Annotated in this window: 23 protein-coding genes; 14 read left to right on the forward strand and 9 right to left on the reverse strand. The window is 67.6% G+C overall.

From position 1 onward, the window contains the following. Positions 1-4 precede the first annotated feature (4 nt). The 5 genes from ACFVJ5_RS09995 to ACFVJ5_RS10015 are packed head-to-tail and all read left to right on the forward strand — an operon-like array spanning position 5 to position 5194. The gene (locus tag ACFVJ5_RS09995; protein WP_379219552.1) at positions 5-1648 is read left to right on the forward strand and encodes an ABC transporter ATP-binding protein; all 1644 of its coding nucleotides are present in this window, start codon (positions 5-7) and stop codon (positions 1646-1648) included. Next, positions 1648-2790, forward strand: a complete 1143-nt coding sequence (locus tag ACFVJ5_RS10000; protein WP_379219810.1) for an ABC transporter permease — start codon at positions 1648-1650, stop codon at positions 2788-2790. Before ACFVJ5_RS09995 ends, ACFVJ5_RS10000 begins: the two co-directional genes overlap by 1 nt. After that, on the forward strand, positions 2787-3713 hold the full coding sequence (locus tag ACFVJ5_RS10005) for an ABC transporter permease (RefSeq protein ID WP_379219554.1): 927 nt from the start codon (positions 2787-2789) through the stop codon (positions 3711-3713). The genes ACFVJ5_RS10000 and ACFVJ5_RS10005 overlap by 4 nt, the downstream gene beginning before the upstream one ends. 27 nt (positions 3714-3740) lie before the next feature. After that, on the forward strand, positions 3741-4721 hold the full coding sequence (locus tag ACFVJ5_RS10010) for an ornithine cyclodeaminase family protein (RefSeq protein ID WP_379219555.1): 981 nt from the start codon (positions 3741-3743) through the stop codon (positions 4719-4721). Then, on the forward strand, positions 4718-5194 hold the full coding sequence (locus ACFVJ5_RS10015) for a nucleoside deaminase (RefSeq protein WP_379219556.1): 477 nt from the start codon (positions 4718-4720) through the stop codon (positions 5192-5194). The genes ACFVJ5_RS10010 and ACFVJ5_RS10015 overlap by 4 nt, the downstream gene beginning before the upstream one ends. Positions 5195-5249: 55 nt before the next feature. Here ACFVJ5_RS10015 and ACFVJ5_RS10020 read toward each other — a convergent pair whose 3' ends face one another. Beyond that, positions 5250-6608 (reverse strand): MFS transporter, encoded by a 1359-nt coding sequence (locus ACFVJ5_RS10020; protein ID WP_379219557.1) that lies wholly within the window; start codon positions 6606-6608, stop codon positions 5250-5252. Between the two features lie 234 nt (positions 6609-6842). Between ACFVJ5_RS10020 and ACFVJ5_RS10025 the strand changes: the two genes are divergently transcribed. Further along, on the forward strand, positions 6843-7238 hold the full coding sequence (locus tag ACFVJ5_RS10025) for an LLM class flavin-dependent oxidoreductase (protein ID WP_379219559.1): 396 nt from the start codon (positions 6843-6845) through the stop codon (positions 7236-7238). Between the two features lie 49 nt (positions 7239-7287). Here ACFVJ5_RS10025 and ACFVJ5_RS10030 read toward each other — a convergent pair whose 3' ends face one another. After that, positions 7288-8565 carry an RNA polymerase sigma factor gene (locus ACFVJ5_RS10030; RefSeq protein WP_379219560.1) on the reverse strand — a complete coding sequence of 426 codons (1278 nt, stop codon included), beginning with the start codon at positions 8563-8565 and terminating at the stop codon, positions 7288-7290. 6 nt (positions 8566-8571) lie between these two features. Beyond that, positions 8572-8991, reverse strand: a complete 420-nt coding sequence (locus ACFVJ5_RS10035; RefSeq protein ID WP_379219561.1) for a YciI family protein — start codon at positions 8989-8991, stop codon at positions 8572-8574. Between the two features lie 252 nt (positions 8992-9243). On the opposite strand from ACFVJ5_RS10035, the gene ACFVJ5_RS10040 reads away from it, so the two are divergent. The 5 genes from ACFVJ5_RS10040 to ACFVJ5_RS10060 all read left to right on the forward strand — a co-directional run bounded on the left by ACFVJ5_RS10040 (position 9244) and on the right by ACFVJ5_RS10060 (position 13156). Then, entirely contained in the window at positions 9244-10023 is a 780-nt protein-coding gene (locus ACFVJ5_RS10040; protein ID WP_379219562.1) for a crotonase/enoyl-CoA hydratase family protein, read from the forward strand. A 4-nt stretch (positions 10024-10027) separates the two neighbouring features. Further along, positions 10028-10834 (forward strand): SDR family oxidoreductase, encoded by an 807-nt coding sequence (locus ACFVJ5_RS10045; protein ID WP_379219563.1) that lies wholly within the window; start codon positions 10028-10030, stop codon positions 10832-10834. Positions 10835-10885: 51 nt separating this feature from the next. Continuing rightward, on the forward strand, positions 10886-11455 hold the full coding sequence (locus ACFVJ5_RS10050) for a TetR/AcrR family transcriptional regulator (RefSeq protein ID WP_378989894.1): 570 nt from the start codon (positions 10886-10888) through the stop codon (positions 11453-11455). An 86-nt stretch (positions 11456-11541) separates the two neighbouring features. Beyond that, positions 11542-12561, forward strand: coding sequence for a medium chain dehydrogenase/reductase family protein (locus ACFVJ5_RS10055; protein ID WP_379219564.1), 1020 nt, complete (start codon positions 11542-11544; stop codon positions 12559-12561). A gap of 25 nt (positions 12562-12586) precedes the next feature. Continuing rightward, the gene (locus tag ACFVJ5_RS10060) at positions 12587-13156 is read left to right on the forward strand and encodes an ABC transporter permease (protein ID WP_379219565.1); all 570 of its coding nucleotides are present in this window, start codon (positions 12587-12589) and stop codon (positions 13154-13156) included. Positions 13157-13204: 48 nt separating this feature from the next. On the opposite strand, the gene ACFVJ5_RS10065 is transcribed toward ACFVJ5_RS10060, so the two are convergent. After that, the gene (locus ACFVJ5_RS10065) at positions 13205-13813 is read right to left on the reverse strand and encodes a TetR/AcrR family transcriptional regulator (protein ID WP_379219567.1); all 609 of its coding nucleotides are present in this window, start codon (positions 13811-13813) and stop codon (positions 13205-13207) included. 118 nt (positions 13814-13931) lie between these two features. Between ACFVJ5_RS10065 and ACFVJ5_RS10070 the strand changes: the two genes are divergently transcribed. Next, positions 13932-14858, forward strand: coding sequence for a metal-dependent hydrolase (locus ACFVJ5_RS10070; protein ID WP_379219569.1), 927 nt, complete (start codon positions 13932-13934; stop codon positions 14856-14858). 11 nt (positions 14859-14869) lie between these two features. Beyond that, on the forward strand, positions 14870-16021 hold the full coding sequence (locus ACFVJ5_RS10075; protein WP_379219570.1) for a hypothetical protein: 1152 nt from the start codon (positions 14870-14872) through the stop codon (positions 16019-16021). A 73-nt stretch (positions 16022-16094) separates the two neighbouring features. Here the strand turns inward: ACFVJ5_RS10075 and ACFVJ5_RS10080 are convergent, their stop codons facing one another. The 4 genes from ACFVJ5_RS10080 to ACFVJ5_RS10095 form a co-directional block, all read right to left on the reverse strand. Beyond that, the gene (locus ACFVJ5_RS10080) at positions 16095-16820 is read right to left on the reverse strand and encodes an MBL fold metallo-hydrolase (protein ID WP_379219572.1); all 726 of its coding nucleotides are present in this window, start codon (positions 16818-16820) and stop codon (positions 16095-16097) included. 23 nt (positions 16821-16843) lie between these two features. Beyond that, positions 16844-17611, reverse strand: a complete 768-nt coding sequence (locus tag ACFVJ5_RS10085) for a maleylpyruvate isomerase family mycothiol-dependent enzyme (RefSeq protein ID WP_379219573.1) — start codon at positions 17609-17611, stop codon at positions 16844-16846. Beyond that, positions 17608-18213, reverse strand: a complete 606-nt coding sequence (locus tag ACFVJ5_RS10090; RefSeq protein ID WP_379219575.1) for a TetR/AcrR family transcriptional regulator — start codon at positions 18211-18213, stop codon at positions 17608-17610. The genes ACFVJ5_RS10085 and ACFVJ5_RS10090 overlap by 4 nt, the downstream gene beginning before the upstream one ends. 97 nt (positions 18214-18310) lie before the next feature. Further along, positions 18311-18697, reverse strand: a complete 387-nt coding sequence (locus ACFVJ5_RS10095; RefSeq protein ID WP_379219576.1) for a VOC family protein — start codon at positions 18695-18697, stop codon at positions 18311-18313. A gap of 103 nt (positions 18698-18800) precedes the next feature. Between ACFVJ5_RS10095 and ACFVJ5_RS10100 the strand changes: the two genes are divergently transcribed. Further along, positions 18801-19787, forward strand: a complete 987-nt coding sequence (locus tag ACFVJ5_RS10100; protein ID WP_379219577.1) for a helix-turn-helix transcriptional regulator — start codon at positions 18801-18803, stop codon at positions 19785-19787. Positions 19788-19870: 83 nt separating this feature from the next. Here ACFVJ5_RS10100 and ACFVJ5_RS10105 read toward each other — a convergent pair whose 3' ends face one another. Continuing rightward, positions 19871-20422, reverse strand: a complete 552-nt coding sequence (locus ACFVJ5_RS10105; RefSeq protein WP_379219579.1) for a S1 RNA-binding domain-containing protein — start codon at positions 20420-20422, stop codon at positions 19871-19873. Positions 20423-20887 lie beyond the last annotated feature (465 nt).

The raw sequence follows: 20887 nt of genomic DNA on the forward strand, positions 1-20887 counted from the left end.
CACGATGAGCACTCCCGCATTGACCCTGCACGGGGTCGGTAAGCGCTTCGGTGACGTGCAGGCGCTGCACGATGTGGACGTCACCGTCGAGTCCGGCACTGTCCATTGCGTTCTCGGCGAGAACGGCGCGGGCAAGTCCACGCTGTGCAATCTCGTCTTCGGCGGCTACCAACCCGACACCGGACGTATACAGCTGGGCGGCACGGACTTCCGGCCCGACTCCCCCGCCGCCGCGATGGCCTCCGGCGTGGCCATGGTGCACCAGCACTTCAGTCTGGTCACCACCATGACCGTCGCGGAGAATCTGCTGCTCACCCAGCACGGACTCCGGTCGCGCCGCAAGGAGCTGACCGACCGGCTCGACGAGATCGCCCAGCGCTACCGCCTGCGCGTCGACCTCGACCAGCAGGTCGCGACCATGCCGGTCGGCGCCAGGCAGAAAGTCGAGATCGTCAAGGCATTGCTGCGCGATCCGGCGCTGATCCTGCTCGACGAACCGACGGGAGTGCTCGATCCGGCCGAGATCGACGCGTTGATCGACACCTGCCGCGCCATCGCCGCCGACGGCAAAGCGGTAGTCCTGGTGACGCACAAACTCGGCGAGGTGGCCAGGGTCGCCGATGCCGCGACCGTGCTGCGCCGCGGCACGGTCGCCGGTGGCGGGCGGATGTCGAACACCACCATCGCCCAGTTGCTCACCGCGATGGTGGGGCGCACCGCCGCCGACCTCGATCCGAGCGTCGCCGCGACCATCGGCCTGGATTCCGCCGACGCGGCGCGGTCCGTCGACGTGCCTGTCACGAACGCCGGATCAGGCTCACCCGCAACGGCTCTCACCGAAGAAGCCGAGTCGTCCTCGTCGAACGTCCGCCTCGGATCAGCCGACTCCGGTTCCCCCGCGCCGGTTCTCACCGTCGATCGGGTGACCGTGCACCGCGCCGACGGCAGCGCCGCGCTCGACGACGCACGTCTGGTCGTGCGACCCGGCGAGATCGTCGGAATCGCCGGCGTCGAAGGCAACGGGCAGAGCGAGCTCGTCGCGGTCCTCGCCGGCGGCACCCCGGTGAGCGGAGGCAGCGTCACGCTGGCAGGCACCGACATCACCACCGCGAGTCCCGCGACCCGAACCGGGCTCGGCCTGGGCATCGTGCCCGAGGACCGCCACCGCGACGCGATGGTCGCCGAGATGACCTTGGCGGAGAACCTCTTCCTGGGCCGGCTGGGGCGCTTCCGGCGCTTCGGCCTACTCGACAAGCAGGCGATGGGCCGCGCCGCCCAGACCGAACTCGACCGCTTCGATGTGCGCGCGGCCGGACCATGGGTGCCGATGGGCTCGCTCTCGGGTGGCAACCAGCAGAAGGTGGTGCTGGCCCGCGAACTGTCGGCCGCGAACCTGCGCTGCCTCGTCGCCGCCCAGCCGACGCGCGGATTGGACATCGGCGCAGTCGATTTCGTGCTCACCCAGCTGCGTCGCGCGGCCGCTGACGGCTGCGGGGTACTGGTGGTGTCGAGCGAAGTACCCGAATTGCTGGCGCTGTGCGACCGGGTGTTCGTCGCCTATCGCGGCGCCCTCGCCGGACCGGTGGAGACATCCGATCCCACAGCGGCACAACAGATCAGCGAATTGATGATGGGAGTCGCGGCGTGATGGGCAAGTTCTCCCCGGGGCCGAATTCGACGGACCCGCGGCAATGGGCACACCACCCGATCGTCGTCGCCATCGCGGCGATGCTCGCGGCGGGGGTGATCGGGCTGATCCTGGCCGCGGTCGCCGGCGCCGCCCCCGGCGCCACGATGACAGCACTGTGGGAGGGCATGTTCGGTAGCGACTACGCGATCGGCGCCTCGCTCAATGTCGCGGCCACGTTGATGCTGGTGGCCGTCGGGTTCACCATCGCCCACCGCGCGGGGCTGGTCAATGTCGGTGGCGAAGGCCAGATCTGCGCCGGTGGCATCGCCGCCACCGCGATCGGCACCACGCTCACCGGCGCACCGGCCGCGATCACCCTGCCCGCGGTGCTGATCGGGGCGGGCGCCGCGGGCTGGCTGTGGGCCGCCATCGCGGCGTATCTGCGGGTCGCGCGCGGCACCAGCGAGATCATCACCACGCTGCTGCTCAACTTCGTCGGCTTGGCGCTGGTGCTGCTCGTCGTGCACGAGCCCGCGCTGCTGCGCCAGCCGGTGACCTCCTCGGAGACCCTGCCGCAATCCGAACAGCTCACCGCGGCCGCGCATCTGCCGCTGCTCGGCATCGAACGCTCCCCCGCGACCATTGCCCTGTGGATCGCCGTGGTGGCCGCGTTCGGCACCGCGATCCTGGTGCGCCGCACCGCACTCGGTACCCGATTGCGGGCGGTCGGGCTCAATCCCGACGCGGCGGCGCGGCTCGGGCTGCCGGTGCAGCGGCTGCGTTTCCTGAGCCTTTCGGCGGCGGGCGCGTTCTCCGGCGTCGCGGGCGGGCTGCTGGTGGCGACGGCGCCGTTCGTCCTCGCCGAAGGGTTCTCCTCCGGATACGGATTCTCCGGCCTGGTCGTCGGCCTGCTGGCACGTGGCTCACTGGCCGCTGTGGTCGCGGTGTCGCTGCTGCTCGGGTTCCTCGTCTCCGGCGGGATCAATCTGCAGCTGGCCGCGAATGTGCCCGCGTCGACCATCTCGGTCGTGGAGTCGCTGATGATCGTGTTCATCGCGGGCGCCGCCATCTGGACCTATCGCCGACGCAAGACCGAACCCACCGCACCACAACCGGTTTCCTCGGTGGACACCGCCGATCTGGCAGGAGCGCCGCGATGAGCCTCGACACCGTCACCGATATCGCCACCAGCGGCATCGGTTTCACCCTGCCCATCCTCGTCGCCGCGAGCGGTGAGCTGGTCAGCGAGCGCGCGGGTGTGCTCAACCTGAGCCTCGAGACGATGATGCTGACCGGGGCGTTCGCCGGTGTACTCGGCGCCGTCACCACCGGTTCGCCGGTGCTCGGCGCGGCCACCGCGGTGCTCGCTGCCCTGATCTTCGGTGCGCTGCAGGCGATCTGGAGTATCGGCTTGCGCGCCGACCAGATCGTCGTCGGCATCGCGAGCAACGCCCTGGCGCTCGGTGCCACCACCTACGGTGCGCGTCTGCTGCTCGACGACGGCAAGGGCCACAGTGTTCCCGGCTTCGACGCGCTGCCGATACCGGTGCTGCACCATATCCCGGTGCTGGGTCCCGCCCTGTTCGGGCAGACCGCCCTCGGCTATCTGTGCATCGCGGTCGTCGCCGTCCTGGCGTTCGTGTTCTCCCGCCGCACCAAGCTGGGTCTGGTGATCGACGCGATCGGCGAGGACGCCGTCGCGGCCGACCGCACCGGTCTGCCCGTGAAGGCCGTCCGCTACGGCTGTGTGCTGCTCGCCGCGTTCGCCGCGGGCCTCGGCGGCGCGCAATTGGCGCTGTCGGAGGTGCATTCGTTCAGCGACAACATGACCGGCGGCATCGGCTATCTCGCCGTGGTCGCGGTGATCGCGGGCCGGTGGCGTGCGCTCGGGGTGATCTGGGCATCGGTGTTCTTCGGTCTCGCCCAGGCCCTGCAGTTCGCACTGCCCGCCCTCGGTGTCGATGTGCCGTTCGCGTTGCTGGTGATGCTGCCCTATCTGATCGCGATCGTCGCCGTCAGCGGCTTGGTCGGCAACAGCCGCTCGCCGCGCGACCTCACCGTCGCCTTCGCCCGAACTTCCTGACCCGCCACTACTTCGTAGGAGCCACCGTTGACTCTGATCCTGTCGCACTCCGATGTGACCGCCGTTCTCGACCGCGGCGAGGTGCTCGCCGCGGTCGAGCGCGCGCACGCCGATCTGGCACTGGGCACCGCGTTCGTCCCCGCCCCACCGGCGATGGCACTGGGCGGCGCGGCCTTCGTGCCCATGGTCGCCGCCGCCGAATCCGCCGGTGCCGCCGCCGTCAAGCTGCTCGCCGACCTGCCCGCCAATCGCGAGCGCGGTCTGCCGGTGCAGCGGTCGGTGATCGTGGTGACCTCGGCGGCCGACGGTTCGTGCGAGGCACTGATCGACGGACGCCTCGTCACCGCCGTCCGTACCGCCGCCGCCAGCGCGGTGGCGACGAAATACCTGTCCCGACAATCGAGTTCGGCACTCGGCGTGATCGGCGCGGGCAATCTGGCCGTGGAGCACACGCGCGCGATAGCGACCGTGCGCGAGCTCGAGACCGTGCTGGTGTGGTCGCGCACCGCGGCCACGGTCGACCGATTCCGCAGTGCGATAGCCGATCTCGGACTCGAGGTGCGCGCCCTCGACAGCCCGGAGTCGGTTACCCGCGCCGCCGACATCCTGTGCACCCTCACGCCCTCCCGCGAGCCGATCGTCCACGGTGCCTGGTTCGGTGACGGTCTGCACGTGAACGCCGTCGGCGCACCGCCGAGGGCGGATCACCGCGAGGTGGACGGCGAGGCCATGCGCCGGTCCAGGGTAGTCGTAGACTCGATCGGCACCACGCTCACCAAGTCCGGCGACACCCTGATGGCCATCGCCGAAGGCGCGATCACCCAGGACGCGGTGGGCACCGAGCTGGGCGAGGTGATCACGGGCCGGGCAGCGGGCCGTCGCGGCGACCGCGACATCACCCTGTTCAATTCGGTGGGCATCGGCCTACAGGATCTGGCCGCGGCCCGCCTGCTCATCGACAAGGCCCGCGCCAACGGCATCGGAACGGAAGTGGATCTCACCTCATGAGCGAACTGACCGATATCGACATCACCCATCTGCGCCGTGCCATCGACCTCGCCGGGCACGCCGCCGCGCTCGGCGATCGTCCCTTCGGCGCGATCGCTGTCGGCCACGACGGTGCGGTGCTGGCCGAGGGCGTGAACGCGGTGAACACCACCGGCGATGTCACCACCCACGCCGAACTGGTCGCGATCACCCTCGCGACAGCCGCGGGCCACGCGGCGAAACTGGGTGGCGCCACCGTCTACGCCAGCGGCGAACCGTGCCCGATGTGTGCCGCCGCGATGGTGTGGGCCGGGGTCGGCCGCATCGTCTTCGCCGCGGCCGCAGCCGAATTCGGGCCGATCATGCCCGCGGGCACCAGCTTCGGTCTCACCTGCGCCGAGGTCGTCGCGAGCTCGAACGTGCCGATCGAGGTCAGCGGACCACACCTGGGCGAGGAAGCTCTCGCCGTGTTCCGCGCGGCCGCGCAGAACTAGCCCGAAGACACCGAGGGCGCGACGCCGTATCGACGCCGCGCCCTCGGTGCACGGTTCACTTCACCGCGACGACCTCGGCGGGCTCGCCCAGTTCGCGCTGTTCCTCGATCGCCTCGGGCGTGCCCGGCACCTGAGTGCCGCGCAGCGAGACACCCTTGGTCTCGATGAGGAAGAACGACGCGACCAGGCCGACCGCGCACGCACCGAACATGTAGTACGCCGGCACCATGTTGTTGCCGGTCGCGCTGATGATCGCCTCGTTGATCACCGGGGCGGTGCCGCCGAACATCGAGGTGGCGACGTTGTAGCCGATCGCCACGCCGGCGAAACGCACGATCGTGGGGAACATCGCGGGGAATGTGGCCGAGATGGTCGCCAGCTGGGGAGCGTAGAGCAGGCCCAGGATCGCGAAGCCGACGATCGCACCGGTGAGCGAGGAACCGATCAGGTGGTACACCGGGATCACCGCGATCATCATCGCCGCGCACGAGAACATCCACATGGGTTTGCGCCCGATCCGGTCGGAGAGAGCACCGAGGAACGGCAAGGTGCACAGCATCGCGACCTGGCCGATCAGCGGCACGAGCAACGCATCCGATTCCTCCATGCCGATCGTGGAACCGAGGTAGGTCGGGGTGTAGCTGAGCAACGAGTAGTTGACGACGTTCAGCGCGATCACCAGGCCGAACAGGGTCAGCACCGGGCGCAGGTACTTCGTCACCAGATCGCGGTAGACGCCGGAGACTTCCTCGGTCTCGTCCTTGCTGTCGACCTCGCGGAACACCGGGGTGTCCTCCACCCGGCTGCGCAGGTACATGCCGATCAGGCCGAGCGGTCCGGCGATCATGAACGGGATGCGCCAACCCCACGAATTCATCGACGCGTCGTCGAGGACATTCACCAGCAGCAGGGCGACCAGGTTGCCGAGCGTGAAGCCGGCGAGCGTGCCGACCTCGAGGAAACTGCCATAGAATCCGCGCTTGCGATCGGGTGCGTATTCGGCCATGAATGTCGCGGCGCCACCGTATTCACCACCGGCGGAAAGTCCCTGGATCATACGCAGCGCGTACAGCAGAATCGGAGCGCCGATGCCGATCATGTCGAAGCTCGGGATGAGGCCGACGGCGAGAGTCGATCCGGCCATCAGAATAATCGTGGTGGCGAGCACGCGCTTGCGCCCGATGCGGTCGCCGAGCGGACCCCAGATCATGCCGCCTACCGGCCGGATCAGGAACGATACGGCGAAACCGAGCAGCGTGTAGACCATCCCGGACTCACCGTCACCGGGGAACAACGACCTCGCGATATACGTCGCCAGATAGGCGTAGACACCATAGTCGAACCATTCGACCGCATTACCGATCGCCGACGCACCTATTGCCCGGTGCAGCACCGATTTCGATTCCTTCGACATCCACAACACCCTCTCGTCGTCGCCTTTCACGAATACCCGACCTCTTTGCGAGCAAACGTTACGAGCGCGCGAAGGCCGCCCTTTATGGCCTCTATACTGCGAATATGGTCCTGCGACACGGGGTATACCTGCCGCCGTTCGGCGAACTGGCCGACCCGCGAGTGCTGGCCGAGATCGCGGTCGAAGCCGAGACCGCGGGCTTCGACGGCGTCTTCGTCTGGGACCACGTGGCACGTGACGGTGATCACAGACCTGTGGTCGGGCGAGGTCGTCCACCACGACGGTCCCGCCTATCGGGTGGACGGGCTGCAATTCCTGCCACGCCCGGTCCAGCGGCCACGCATTCCGATCTGGGTCGCCGCCCAATCCGTCCACCAGGCCCCGCAGCGGCGGGCGGCGCGCTATGACGGGCTCTGCCCCGAGGCGAGTCCGGACGAACTCGTCGACATGCTGGCGATCATCGCCGAACACCGCGGCGATCTGAACGGTTTCGCGGTCGCGGTGGCCGCACCCACCGACCGCGAGCGCGACGCCTACGAAACGGCAGGCGCGACTTGGTGGTTGGCCGAACTGCCGATGCTGTGCACGAAGGCCGAGGCGATCACCCGCGTTCGCCGAGGCCCCGGCTGAGCTGGGTCGAGCGGTTCAGCACACCGACCGGATCGGCAGTGCTCGACGATCAGGTGAGGGCGGCGAGTTTGTTCGCGAGGACGGTCTTCTCGCGTTCGTTGCCGCACCGGCGGATGGCTTCGGTGAGCTCCGCACGCGCTTCGATGGTGCGGCCGAGTCGGGTGAGTAGTTCACCGCGCACGCTGGGCAGCAGGTGCGAGGTGGACAGGGCGCCGGAGGCGCTGATCTCGTCGACGATCGGCAGGGCCGCCGCGGGCCCGTCGGCCATCGACACCGCGACCGCCCGGTTGAGGTCCACCACCGGTGACGGCGCGAGTCTGCCCAGTGCCTCGTACAGCACGACCACCCGTTCCCAGTCGGTCCGCTCGACCGACGGTGCGACAGCGTGACATTCGGCGATCGCGGCCTGAAGTCCGTAGGCGCCCAGTCCACGCCCCACCGCACCGGCTCGCATCAGCGCCGCACGACCGCGCCGGATCGCCGAGCGGTCCCAGCGGCGGCGATCCTGCTGTTCGAGCAGGACCGGCTCACCGTCGGGACCGGTGCGGGCGGGGAACCGCGCCGCGGTCAGTTCGAGCAGCGCGAGCAGTCCGTAGACCTCGGGTTCGTCGGGCATCAGCCGCGACAGCACGCGGGCCAGCCGCTGCGCTTCCCCCGCGAGATCGAAGCGGATGAGGTCGTCGCCGGTACTGGCCGACGATCCCTCGGTGAAGATCAGGTAGATGACGCCGAGCACCGAACCCAGCCGAGCGCGGCGCTCAGCGGCGGGCGGCACCTCGAAGCGGACTTCGGCGGCGCCGAGGGTCTTCTTCGCCCTGGTGATCCTGGCCTGCACGGTCGCGGTCGGGACCAGGCATGCCTTGGCGATCTCGTCGCTGGTCAGACCGCCGACGACGCGCAGCGTGAGGGCCAACCGTGCCTCCCGCGAGAGCACCGGGTGACACGAGATGAACATCAGCGCGAGCACGTCGTCGTCGATCTGATCGGGATCCCACAGCACGTCCTGCCCAGCACGCACGGGGTCACCGCCGGTGAGCGCATCGCCCTCGCCGAGGTCGGCGGCGAGGGCGGCGTAGCGGTCATCGAGGGCGGCGCGACGCCGGAACGCGTCGATGGCCCGGCGTCTGCCGACGGTGAGCAACCACCCGGCCGGCTGGCGTGGCACGCCTTCGCGCGACCACGTCACCAGTGCCTCGGCGAAGGCCTCCTGGGCGAGATCCTCGGCCATCGCGAAATCGCGGGTGTAGCGCGCGAGCGCGCCGACGATCCGGGCCGATTCGATCCGCCAGACGGCGGCGACCGCCTCGCGGCCGGTGTGGTCGCTCATCGTGATTCAGAGCTGGCCGCTGGCCTCACGCCACGCGCGCTCCCTCACGACCCAGACATTGTCCTGCGGGAATTCATCGATGCTCGGGACCCGTCGGATCTCGGTTTTGGTGCCCGGCACGACGACCGGCATGCGCTTGGCCCACTCGATCGCCTCCTCCTTGGAGGCCACGTTGAGAATGTAGAACCCGCCGAACAGTTCCTTGGTCTCCCCGTAGGGTCCGTCGGTGACGACCGGGGTCTCCGACGAGTAGTCGACGACGACGCCCTGGGCCGCGTCGTCGAGCCCCTCGGCGGCGACCAGCACCCCGGCGCTGATCAACTCGTCGTTGAACTTGCCCATGGTCTCGAGCATCTCGTTGAAGTCGATATCGGCCGCCGCGGCCCAGGCTTCGTCGGTGGCGCGCATGATCAGCATGAACTTCATGGTTTCGTCTCCTCGGATCGGTGTGGGCCCGCTTGCCGGGCCCTGCGTTCATCCCTAGGTCGAACGGGCACCGCTGCGGATCGACACCCGGCCGGAAATTCTTTTCGCGAGTGTTCGGCAGCCTACGACGAGTGCCGGGTGCGCGCGACGACGACGGACACGAATCCCCGATTCGGGTATTCAAGATCGTCCGGCGTGATACAGATCGAAGAGGTTTGTCATGCTGACAGCCACCTAGCGAAGGAGTCACTCGTGAGCGCAGTTCTCGTCGAGCAACGCGAGCATGTGCTCGTCATCGTGCTGAATCGGCCCGAGGCCATGAACTCGGTCAACGCCGAAGTGAGCACGGGGGTAGGCGAGGCGCTCGAGCGAGCCGAGGCCGACCCGCAGATTCGCGCGGTGGTCCTCACCGGCGCGGGCGAGCGGGCGTTCTGTGCGGGCGCGGACCTCAAGGCGCTGAGTCGCGGTGAGTCGATTCTCGCCCCGGGACATGAGGATTGGAACCTGGCCGGGTACGTCCGACACCCGATCAGCAAGCCGACCATCGCCGCGGTGAACGGTTTCGCCCTCGGTGGCGGCACCGAACTCGTCCTGGCCAGCGATCTCGCGGTCGCCGCCGAGACCGCCACCTTCGGCCTCCCCGAGGTCGCCCGCGGCCTGTTCGCCGCGGCAGGCGGCGCGTTCCGCCTGCCCGAGCAACTCCCCCGCAAGGTCGCGATGGAGATGATCCTCACCGGCGAGCCGATCACCGCGGCCCGCGCGCTGGAGCTGGGCCTGATCAACCGTGTCGTGCCCGCAGGCGAGGTCCTCGACGCCGCGCTCGCGCTGGCCGGTCGGATCGCCGAGAACGCGCCGCTGGCCGTGCAGGCGAGCAAGCGGGTGGCGCTGGGCATGATCGACGGCAAGCTCGCCGACGATGCCGCCTGGGACCAGACCAACCGCGAGATCGTGACGGTCGCCCAGACCGAGGACATGCGCGAAGGCGCCATGGCCTTCGCGCAGAAGCGCAAGCCGAACTGGCAGGCGCGCTGACACAGTGCGGATCCTGATCCTCGGCGCCTCCGGCTTCGTCGGCAGCGCGCTGCACGCGCAGTTCGCCGCGAACCACGAGGTCGTCGGGACCAGCCGGGGCGGGCACGGGCTCGCCCCGGTGGATCTCGCCGACACCGATGCCGTGCGCGCACTCGTCGGACAGGGTTTCGACGTCGTGGTCCACACCGCCGGTGTCGTGGACCTCGGTGCCGCGCAGCGTGATCGCGCCGCGGCCTATGCGGCGAACGTGGCGCCGATGGTGCCGCTGCTCGACGCCATCGGCGACACGGGCGCGAAGCTCGTCTACCTCTCGACCGACAATGTCTTCGACGGCACGGCCGACCACTACGACGAAAGCGCAACGCGCACACCGATCAACGTCTACGGCGAGACCAAGGTGGCCGCCGAGGATCTGGTTCTCGAACGCGACCGGCATCTGGTCGTGCGCCTGCCCCTCGTCTACGGGCGCAGCCCACGGTCGAACAAGTTCCTGGCCCGCTTCGCCGCACCCGAGATCCACGCGCGCACCGATATCGTCTGCAATCCGCTGTACCTACCCAGCTTGGCGCCCGCGCTCGAGCAGCTCGCCGACGAGGCGGGCGTCGTGCACATCGCGGGCGCGGAAACTCTGAGCCGCTACGAGCTCATGACCCGGGTCCGCGACCACCTCGCCGCACCGGCGCGCATCGTGGCCACCGATCAATTCTCCGCCGTCCAGGACTGCCCGCGACCATTGCGGCTGGTCATGCGCAGTAATCGGCACAGCCTGACCGGCCCGGACGTGGACACCGCGCTCGCCGATCTGCGCTGATCTCGGGTCACCTGTTGACGCTCACGAAAGAGTGAGTGTACAGTCACTCACATGACCAAGCGCGGTGCCACCCTCTCCACCTCGGACGTCCGGCGTGACGCGGTCGTGGACGCGGCGATCATCGAGTTCGCCAAGACCGGCTACCACGGCACCCCGATCAACACCGTCGCCGCGCGCGCCGACATCTCCCCCGCCTACGTCTTCAAACTCTTCCCCGGCAAAGTCGCCCTGTTCGTCGCCGCCCTCGATCACTGCTTCGACCTCGTCGAACGCGCGATGTCCACGGGCGCGGCCAATTCCACCGCGACGGACCCGGCCGCCATCCTGCACGACATGGGCGGCGCCTACGCCGAACTCATCGCCGACAAGAGTCTGCTCATGTTGCAGGTACACGCCCAGTCCGCCACCGACATCCCCGAAATCGCCGACGCGTTGCGACGGGGCCTGGCCAAAGTGACCACGTTCGTGCAGCGCCGCTCCGGCGGCACACCCGAGCAGATCCAGTACTTCATCGCCTACGGCCAGCTCTGCCACCTCGTGACCACGCTCGGCCTCGACGGCAACGACAGCGCGTGGGCCACCGCTCTCACCACCGGAATGCGCCACCCGAAAGCCCACTGACCCCTCCGCTCCAGCCTTTTCAGGGTGGAGCTTTCTTTTGCAGCAAGAGTGATTGACCAGTCACACACCATGGAAGGTAGCTCCTGATGAACACCACCACCGCCACCGAAATCGTCCTGCCCGGTCGCGTCGACCCCAGCGGCCTGCTCGTCACCCGACGCGAACTCCCCGCACCCGCACCGGGTCGCGCACTGGTTCGAGTCGATGCCTCCGGGGTGTCCTTCGCCGAGCAGCAGATGCGCCGCGGCAAGTACTACGACCAGCCCCCGTTCCCTTTCGTGCCCGGCTACGACCTGGTCGGCACGGTGATCGAGGCCGACGACACGACGCTGGTCGGCACGCGGGTGGCCGCGCTGACCAAGACCGGCGGCTGGAGCAGCCACGTCGACCTCGACGCCGCCGATCTGATCCCCGTCCCCGATACCCTGGACGCCGCCGATGCGGAAACCTTTGTCGTGAACGGCATTACCGCCTGGCAGATGCTGCACCGCGTAGCCGATGTTCAGCCGGGCGCGACGATCCTCGTCCACGGCGCCAACGGCGGCGTCGGCTCGACGCTGGTCCAATTGGCCCGTGCCGCGGGCATTCACGTGATCGGCACCGCGTCCGCTCGCCATGCCGACGCGGTCACCGCACTGGGCGCCACCTGGATCGACTACCGCGCCGATGTGCCACACCAGGTTCGGGCCATCGCACCGCACGGTGTCGACGCGGTGTTCGATCACGTCGGCGGGCCCGGCATCAGCGATTCGTTCGACCTGCTCGCCGACGGCGGCACCCTCGTTTCCTATGGAACGGCGGCCACCAAGAACGACGAGGGCGACTCCCGGTTGCCCGTACTGAAACTGTTCGCCCGCCTGCTGTGGTGGAACATGTTGCCCAACAAGCGAAGTGCGCACTTCTACAACCTGTGGGCAGGCAAGCGCAACATCACCCGCTTCCGTGCTCGGATCGCCGAAGATCTCGCCCAGGTCTTCTCACTCGCCGCCGCGGGCACCGTCACCGCCCAGGTCGCGGCCCGTATCACTCTCACCGATGCCGCCCGAGCACTCGAGCTCGCCGAATCCGGCACCGTCACCGGCAAAGTCGTCCTCGTCAGCGCCTGACCCGCTCACACACTGGAGATCGATCATGTACGTGTCCCAGCCCGTCCGCACCGTCCTCGACAATCGCCCCATCTACCTGAGCTTCGGCCTCGCCTGGCTGGTCGGCCACGGCACCTTCGCCCTCAGCCATGGCCCGAACCCGCTGCTCGACCTCCCCGGATTCGTGCCGACCGCACTGCTGGGCGTCGGCCTGCTGGCGGCCATGATCGTGACCACCGTCGTCTCCCTGCGAGCCCAACGCGGCGCGACCGGACAGGAAGCGGTCGTGGGCAATCTGCTCGGCGCATCGTGGCTGATCGGGTTCGCCGCGCTGTTCTTCCTGATCACGGCGCTCGGTTCGACGCTGAGCCCCGACACCGCAGCGACTCTCTGGCCGACCGGGTCCGGGCTGATCGTCGGACTGCTCTACCTGGCGGGCGGTGTCGCCTACCGCGACGTCCTGCAGTACACGCTCGGCGCCTGGCTGGCCGTGAGCTCTACGGCCGCACTGTTTCTCGATGGCGCGTACCTGTACTGGGCGCTGGCACTGGCCGGCGGCGGCAGCTATCTGCTCGCCGCCGCGCTCGAGCCGCGCAGGATCGCCGCCGCGCGCTGAGCATCGGCCACGTGCCCGTCCGGAATTCCGGGCGGGCACGGTCGGCGTTCAGCCCTTCGGCTGCGCGCCGATCGCCGACCCCATCCATCGCCGCAGGTATCGGCGCAGTTCGTCGTCGGAGCGTGCCGGGTTGCCCGGTGACAAGAAGAACGACTGCATGGTGCGCAGAACGTATTCGACGAGTTCGCGCAGTGCGGGCTCGTCGTAGCCGTGGGCGGTCCAGTCGACATCGAAGCGGCGGATCATGGTCATGCCGAAGGCTTGGGCCTCGTCGGAGGTCATGTCTTCCGGGTGCGCGTTGGAGTACGAGCTCGACAGCAGAATTCCCAGGTGGGGGGTGCGGCGAACATCGGTGAGGGTGAAGACGACAGCCTCTGTCATCGCTTCGACGGGGTCGCCGAGACCGCTGACCTGGCGGGTGAGTCGATCGAGGAAATCGTCGACCGAGGCGATGGCCGAGGCGGTCATGAGCGCGTCGGCGCTGGGGAAGTACCGGTAGACCGTCTGACGGATGACGCCCAGCGACTCCGCCACGTCGGCGATGCTGATCTCCGCACCGGTCCGGCCGATGAGTTCGACTGCGGCGGCGATGATCCGGCGCGTCGCCTCCGCGTCGTCACCCGGCGGACTGCCGCCCCACCCACGTCTACGCGCCACCAGGTGGACGCTAGCACAACCGCAGGTCAGGGCGAATTCCTCGAAAGTTATCATACACAAGACGGCTCGCTCGTATGATTGCTTTATCAACCGTGGCCGAACAACGAGGTATCTCACCGTGACCGACCTTCACGTCCGCAAAATGGATTTCGCGTTCTCCGACTACGACGTGCCGTTTCTGTGGAATCCACAGAACCCGGCGTTCTCGTCGATGGCCAATGCCGTTTCGTTCCTGGCGATCGGCTTCGAGAAGATGATCGTGCAGCTGATCACGCAGGCGAAACCGCAGATCACCGACCCGGAAGTGGCCGCGGAGGCCGACGCCTTCATGCGTCAGGAGGGGCAGCATTCGACGGCACACCGCCAGCACGTCAAGGCGCTGATCCGCCGCTATCCCGGCTTGCAGCAGACCCTCGACGCGGTGATCGGGGAGTTCGACAAGCTCACCGCCGAGACCTCGGTGAAGTACCGCCTCGCCTACACCGCCGACCTCGAGGCGACGTTCACGCCGGTGTTCAAGCTGATGCTCGACAACGACAAGAATCTGTTCGCCCCCGGCGACGACCGCGTCGCCTCGCTGTTCATCTGGCATTTCGTCGAGGAAGTCGAGCATCGCAGTTCGGCGCTGATCATCTTCAATTCGGTGGTCGACAGCGAGCTGTACCGGATGCGGGTGGCGGCCTCGATCTTCCGGCACGTGCTGCAGGTGATCCGGGTGGCATGCGAAGGCTTCAACGAGCATGTGCCGCTGGAAGATCGGCAGGTCGACGCACTGTCGATGTTCGCCAACTACCGCCGCGGGCAGACCCTGCGCCGGTGGCTGCCGTTCCTCCAGCCTGCCGACAACGGCACGATGCCCCGCGCGTTCGACGATCTCGGTCTGCGCGAACAGCTCGTCGCACTGGGCGGCATCATCCGCAGTCAAACGCCCGGACACAATCCGGCGCACGAGAAGCTGCCCGCGCTCGCCGACGAATGGTTCCGCCGCTACGACGAAGGTTACGACGTAACCCGTTGGTACACCGCCGATTCCGCCAGCTCGTAGAAGGTACCCCGATGGCCGAACACTGCTCCCCCACCTTCGCCGAGCTCGCACACGAACTCGGCTTCTCCTGCGAGGAGGCGGGCGGACTCGTCGAGTTCCGCAACCCGTTCGCCCTCGAGAACTGGACCCTGCCGGTCCTCGAACTCACCATCGTCGTCGGCGCGATTCTCGCGCTCTGGTACGCGATCATGCGCCTGCGCCGCCACGGTGACCCGACCAATCTCGTGCTGTGGTTCGGCGCCACCGCCTATCTGTTCGTCATCGAACCCCCGCTGTACTTCCCGGCGGCGTTCGGCATCGAAGAACACGTCGACACGATGTTCGCGCACAACGTCTTCACCGTGGACTTCCTCTGGGGCCGGCTACCCATCTACATCATCGCGATCTACCCGCTGATGGCGACGATGGCGTTCGGCATCGTCCGGATGCTCGGCATCTTCCGCCGCTACGGCACCCTGATCGGCGCCACCTGCGTCGGCTTCGTCCACCACGCCTTCTACGAGATCTTCGACCACCTCGGGCCCCAATTGCGCTGGTGGGAATGGTCGATCGACAACCCGCTCAACCAGCCGATGTTCGATTCGGTTCCGATGGGCAGCGTCGTCGTCTTCGCCGCCCTGTGGCCGATGTCGCTGGCCTTCTGCGTGCAGTATTTCGTCGGCCGCCACGTCGACGACGGCCGACACTTCTCCGGCGTCGCATTGACCTGGCGCACCATCGTCATCGGCCTGCTGGCCTCGGTCGGTACGTTCCTGCTCCCCCTGCCCGCCACTGTCATCGGCATGAGCAGCACCACCGTGCGCGGCATCGTCTACGCATTGGAACTGGCTGTCCTCGCCGTGGTCGCCGGCATCGTGATGGTCCGCCAGTGGTCCGAACTACGCCGAGGAACCGCCACACCCCCGCAGTACGAAGACCCCTTCGTCCAACGATTCGCCACTCTCTACCTGATCGTCTTCGCCGCCCTCTGGATCGCCTCCCTCCCCGATTTCTTCGCCGCCGTCAACGGCGAAACAACCAACGGCGACCCCATCGGCAACCTCTGGTACACCGCAGCCTGCTTCGCCGTCGCGATCGCCTCGGTCGTGGCGACCTTCACCGTGCCGCGCGCACGACCCACCCCGGACGCACCCGTGGCGGCAGCATCACAAGCGCCCGGCTGATCCACCATCAGCCGCGCTCGGAACGGTCAGCAGAACGTCTGCTTCCGTTCGGCGTATCGCCTGCGCCAAGACATCACGCCGTAGCGTCGCCGATGCGGTGGCGGTAGCTGTCTGCCAATGCGCGCAGCGCGGCGCCGCCGTCGCCGGTGAACGACGAACCATGCATCAGTGCCAGCGTTTTCGGTGCGAGCCCGGCGAGCCGGTCGACGATCATCGGGGTCGCCGGCGCCAGCGACGAGTAAGCGAACAGGTCTTCGGTGTGAACGGCGGGGCCGACGATGTCGTCTGTAGTGAGGGCCGCGCCCGCACCGAGGTGGGTGAACAGATCCCCGCACAGCAGAGTCTGCGTGGTTTCCTCGAACAACACACGCGCTTCCCAGCCGTGCGGGGTGTGTGGGGTGTCGATGTGGCGCACCCGCATCCGGCCGAGTTCGATGGTTTCGCCGTCGGCAAGCGGTCTCGGTGGCCGGTCGGCCATGTGGTCCAGCGACACCATGCAGCCGACGGCACCGTGGGCGACCTGCGCTTCGGGGGCCGCGGCGAGAAACTGGTTCATCGACCCGCATTCGTCGGATTCGACGTGCCCGAAGGTGATCCACCGCAGCCGGTTCACCGGTGTGACCCGTGCTATCGCCGCCGCGACGTCGGCGAACATCGCGCGATGCCCGGTGTGGAACAGCAGCGGCTGATCATCGGCGAGCAGGAACTGGTTGAACGTCAGCCCCTGTTCGCCGATGTCGGGCACGAACGTCGAGATGCGGTAGATGTCGGGGGCGATCTCATCGATGGTGGTGGTCATGGTCGGCTCGATTCGGTGCAGTGTCAGAACGGCACTTGGATGGTCAGTAGTCCCGCGCCTTCGGCGCGGCCGGCGACGATGCGGCAGAATTCGACTGCGTCGAGGTCTAGGCGTTCATCCGTTGTGCCGCAATGCCATTGACCTCCGGCCGCGCCTGTCAGGCGCAGGTTGTAGGGCATGCCGTGACGGGCGGCCCATTCCTGGACCACATCGGCCACGATCGCCCCGTCGTGCTCCTCGGTCAGCACGAGAACGTGCCCGGTGGCCCGGGCCAAGTCGATCCGATGCATCCACGGGTCACGGGTGAGGATCGTGTCGATGGCGTACCCGATGGTCCACCGTTCGGCGGCGCCGTTGACCAGCTGCCGCTCGGGGATCGTTCGATTGCGCAGCAACGCCGGGATACGGCTGCGCGCTGCCGCGGCCTTGGGCGCGATGGCTGCCATCGACCGGACCAGCTGATCCGTCGTCTGCTGTCCGAATCGTTCGACCTGATACGCGGTCACGGCGTCGACGAGCTGCTGGCCGGGCCGCAACCGCTTGCGGGCAGCCCGGGTCTGGCGGACATTCTCCAGCGGGGAGGATGCCATCGTGGACATACCGACCACGTGGGCGACGAGGTCGTGCACAGTCCACCCGGTGCACTCGGTCGGTGTGGTCCAGTCATCACCGTCGAGCGCGGCGACCGCGTCGGCGAAGCGCAAATACTCGTCGCGGGCGAGCCGCATCGCGTCGGGATGGGTGAGCGTCGCTCGCCGCGAAGCCACCGCCGGCTGCTCGACAGCCGTCATTTCTGCGGCTCCTTGCTCGGCGGAAGGCCGACACTGTCAGCCCACATGTCCACAGCGCGGTCCAACAGCTTGCGCCGACTGTGCCCGCCCGGATCGTTGGCGAGCTGCTGATCGACCAGGCCGGACAGGACCGCGATCCAGATCTCCACGTCATCGCGGTCGGTCACGCCGATCGTGGCGAACACCGCGATGACCTCGTCGAGCGCGCGAACCGCCGACGCGTACGCACCGGGTGAGGGTTCGAATCCCGGGATCGTGCGCTGGTTCATCAGCTGATAGCGGGCGAGATCGGCAACCGCGAAATCGAAGTACGCCAGTGCCATGACGCGCACGAGGCCGCGAGGGTCCGCGGGGGCCGAGCGCAGCGCGGCGATCGAGACGCGCTCGCACTCACTCCAAGCCTGCTCGAACATCGCATCGTAGATCGCGTTCTTGGATCCGTAGTGCGAGTACAGCGACGGCGCCCGCATTCCGATCCGCTCACCGACCTCGCGCAGTGTCAGCTGCGCCAGTCCCCGCTCATGCGCGATCTCCCACGCGGCGTCGACAATTTCCTGCCGCGTCGCCTCACGCCGTTCCGCTTTCCGATCACGCCTCGGCATAGCGTCCATAGTTAGTTATTATGAACGCCGTTAGGCAAAGGGTCAACGGTGGGCGCATCAGCCTGGGCGGGATCTGCCCCGCGGATTCCCGCCGGGCCTACCCGACAGCCTGCGCGGTGGCCGGGGTGAACAGATTGATCAGGTTGCCGTCGGGGTCTCGGAGCAGTAGTGACCGGTTGCCCCACGGCATCGTCGTCGGTTCGTTGACGAAGTCCTCGACGAAGTCCCGCAGCCTGCGGTAGTCGGCGTCGACGTCGGGGACCATGAACTCGATGATCGCGGTGTGATTGTCGGCCGGGCGCGCGCTGCCCGCCCCGAACAACGCCACCGTACGCACGCTTCCGATCGCGAGTGTGCCGGCCGGCGTGACTATCTCGGCGAAATCCGGTGTAGCCCAACGGGCTTCGACACCGGTCACCCGCTGATAGAAGCCGGCCAGCTGTTCGATGTCGTCGGTGATCAGGCGGATCGAGACGAGGTTCATTGCGTACTCCTGCCATCGGGGTCGGGCGGACGTTCACCGCCGAATCCCACGGTAGGGGCAATACCGGACAGTTTCCGCCCGGTATCGATGCGAGAATTGCCGGATGACGCGCCCCACCGCCCGAGTACTGGCCCTGCTCGAGCTGTTGCAGGCGGGCGGCACCCGTACCGTCGGCGAACTCGCCGGTCGGCTGGGCGTGGATGAACGCACCGCCAGGCGATACGTCACCCATCTCACCGACCTGGACATCCCGGTCCGCTCGGTCCGCGGCCGCTATGGCGGGTACCGACTCGCTCCCGGCTACCGGATGCCTCCGCTGATGTTGACCGACGACGAGGCGGTGGCAGTGTTGCTCGGACTCCTCACCAGCCATTCGACGACATCAGTCCACGCCGCCGACAGCGCGACGGCCAAACTCCGCCGCGTCCTGCCCGCACGCCTGGGCGCCCGCCTCGATGCACTGATGAACACCGCCGAATTCACCGCCGACGCCGGCCCCCAAGTCTCGGTCGACACCGCTGTCCTCCTCGACATCGCCGAGGCCACCCGCGAACACCGACCGGTCACCCTCGGTTACACCGACCGGAACGGACAACGCTCTCAGCGAACCGTGCATCCCTACGGGCTCGTCGCCCATTCCGGCCGCTGGTACCTGACGGCGATGGACAACAACAGCGACGACCTACGCCAGTTCCGACTGGACCGCATCACCGAGACAACCACCCTCCCCGAAACCTTCACTCCACCTACCGAATTCGACCCGCCCACCCACCTCATGTCCGCCCTCGCGACTGCCCCCTACCGACACGAGGTATCGATCCGCGTCCAGGGCACCCCCACCCAAATCCGCCCACTACTCCCCGCGACCATCGCAACGCTGCACGAAATCGACCCCCCACCCACCGATCCCATTCCATGGGTCCGAGTCCTCATCCGCGCCGAACACCTCGACTGGATTCCCCCCGTCCTCGCCGCACTGAACCGCCCCTTCGTCATCGAGCACCCCGATGCCCTCAATGACGCCGTGCGCGCCCTGGGCCAGCGCCTCACCGCGGCAACGACATCCGGCCGGAATCCCACCGCCCGGTAGTTCCGAGCTGAGTGCACAACTGGCGACCGCGGCTGAACTGCCGAAGATCGACGGTACCCTTCCTGGTCCAGGGTGCTCGAAGGTCAGAGCTGGCCGGTGGTCTGTCGGGAGAGGAACAGCTGACGTCTTTCTCGGTCGACACCGGTGACAACGACCGCGGCGTCGTCCCCGATCTGGACGAATTCGTCCGTCGGCGACATGAGGTCTCGGCGATGAATCAGCCCCTCGATCCCATCCGCCACTTGGACAAAGACACCGAAGGGCACCAGCTGGGTGACGTGCCCGTGTAGTTCTGTGCCGACGGTGGTGCACTCGGCAAAGGCATGGAAAGGGTCGGGCTGCATCGCTCGCAGAGACAGCCTGGCCTCGGCATTCCAGGTATCGAACTGCAGGAATTCACCCGAAACGCGCTGCCCGACCTGAACAACGTCGGAAGCCACTTCGAAACGCCTCCAGGACAATTCTGGGATCGTGATGAATCCGACGCCCGGGTAGAGCGGATGCGGGGGGCCATCGTCGAACGCCACGAACACGCCGAACGATTCAATCGCTGTGACGGTACCGGAAAGAACCTCGCCGCACCGCAATGATCCCAGGAACGCCCAGAGTTCGGGGCTCTCGGCCCGCCAGTCCATCTGTCCAGCCTTTCATGACGCGCTCAGCTCGTCCAACGACACTGCGGAACGTACGCTCATGCCGCGGAGCGCGCCGGCCATACTGCTACTCGGCCCGACGCGCGTTTCTGCCGAGTTGAGTATGCGAAGAGAAGAGTGATGACGAACCCGAGTTGGCAGCTTGTGCGGGCAGATGAAGTCATCGGAGTCTTGACCCAGGACTCCGTCGACATGTTCTGGACAGACTGCGTATTCGAGCCTGGACCTGGATGGGCAAACCTCCAGCCGTTGTTCGTTGCTTCTGGCGACGCTTGGCGACGCGGCGACTCTGTGGCGGCCGCCGAAGCGGATGCGGCGATAGAGGCACTCGGGCTTGGCCTCGTACCGATCGGCGGCGGTCCGTTGACGGAAATTCTCGTACGCATAAACGGGAGCAAAGCCCGCTTCCGATACTGATCGCACTCGGTCAGCGCGCATGGTTCGTCG

Origin of the sequence: Nocardia sp. NPDC127606, from assembly GCF_042671725.1 — a bacterium.
Classification (GTDB): domain Bacteria; phylum Actinomycetota; class Actinomycetes; order Mycobacteriales; family Mycobacteriaceae; genus Nocardia.

Bases quoted from the DNA above. Each gene is read 5' to 3' on its own strand.
- ACFVJ5_RS09995 (WP_379219552.1), top strand. From the start codon at position 5: ATGAGCACTCCCGCATTGACCCTGCACGGGGTCGGTAAGCGCTTCGGT.
- ACFVJ5_RS10000 (WP_379219810.1), top strand. From the start codon at position 1,648: ATGGGCAAGTTCTCCCCGGGGCCGAATTCGACGGACCCGCGGCAATGG.
- ACFVJ5_RS10005 (WP_379219554.1), top strand. From the start codon at position 2,787: ATGAGCCTCGACACCGTCACCGATATCGCCACCAGCGGCATCGGTTTC.
- ACFVJ5_RS10015 (WP_379219556.1), top strand. From the start codon at position 4,718: ATGAGCGAACTGACCGATATCGACATCACCCATCTGCGCCGTGCCATC.
- ACFVJ5_RS10020 (WP_379219557.1), bottom strand. From the start codon at position 6,608: ATGTCGAAGGAATCGAAATCGGTGCTGCACCGGGCAATAGGTGCGTCG.
- ACFVJ5_RS10030 (WP_379219560.1), bottom strand. From the start codon at position 8,565: ATGAGCGACCACACCGGCCGCGAGGCGGTCGCCGCCGTCTGGCGGATC.
- ACFVJ5_RS10035 (WP_379219561.1), bottom strand. From the start codon at position 8,991: ATGAAGTTCATGCTGATCATGCGCGCCACCGACGAAGCCTGGGCCGCG.
- ACFVJ5_RS10050 (WP_378989894.1), top strand. From the start codon at position 10,886: ATGACCAAGCGCGGTGCCACCCTCTCCACCTCGGACGTCCGGCGTGAC.
- ACFVJ5_RS10055 (WP_379219564.1), top strand. From the start codon at position 11,542: ATGAACACCACCACCGCCACCGAAATCGTCCTGCCCGGTCGCGTCGAC.
- ACFVJ5_RS10060 (WP_379219565.1), top strand. From the start codon at position 12,587: ATGTACGTGTCCCAGCCCGTCCGCACCGTCCTCGACAATCGCCCCATC.
- ACFVJ5_RS10075 (WP_379219570.1), top strand. From the start codon at position 14,870: ATGGCCGAACACTGCTCCCCCACCTTCGCCGAGCTCGCACACGAACTC.
- ACFVJ5_RS10080 (WP_379219572.1), bottom strand. From the start codon at position 16,820: ATGACCACCACCATCGATGAGATCGCCCCCGACATCTACCGCATCTCG.
- ACFVJ5_RS10085 (WP_379219573.1), bottom strand. From the start codon at position 17,611: ATGACGGCTGTCGAGCAGCCGGCGGTGGCTTCGCGGCGAGCGACGCTC.
- ACFVJ5_RS10090 (WP_379219575.1), bottom strand. From the start codon at position 18,213: ATGCCGAGGCGTGATCGGAAAGCGGAACGGCGTGAGGCGACGCGGCAG.
- ACFVJ5_RS10095 (WP_379219576.1), bottom strand. From the start codon at position 18,697: ATGAACCTCGTCTCGATCCGCCTGATCACCGACGACATCGAACAGCTG.
- ACFVJ5_RS10100 (WP_379219577.1), top strand. From the start codon at position 18,801: ATGACGCGCCCCACCGCCCGAGTACTGGCCCTGCTCGAGCTGTTGCAG.
- ACFVJ5_RS10105 (WP_379219579.1), bottom strand. From the start codon at position 20,422: ATGGACTGGCGGGCCGAGAGCCCCGAACTCTGGGCGTTCCTGGGATCA.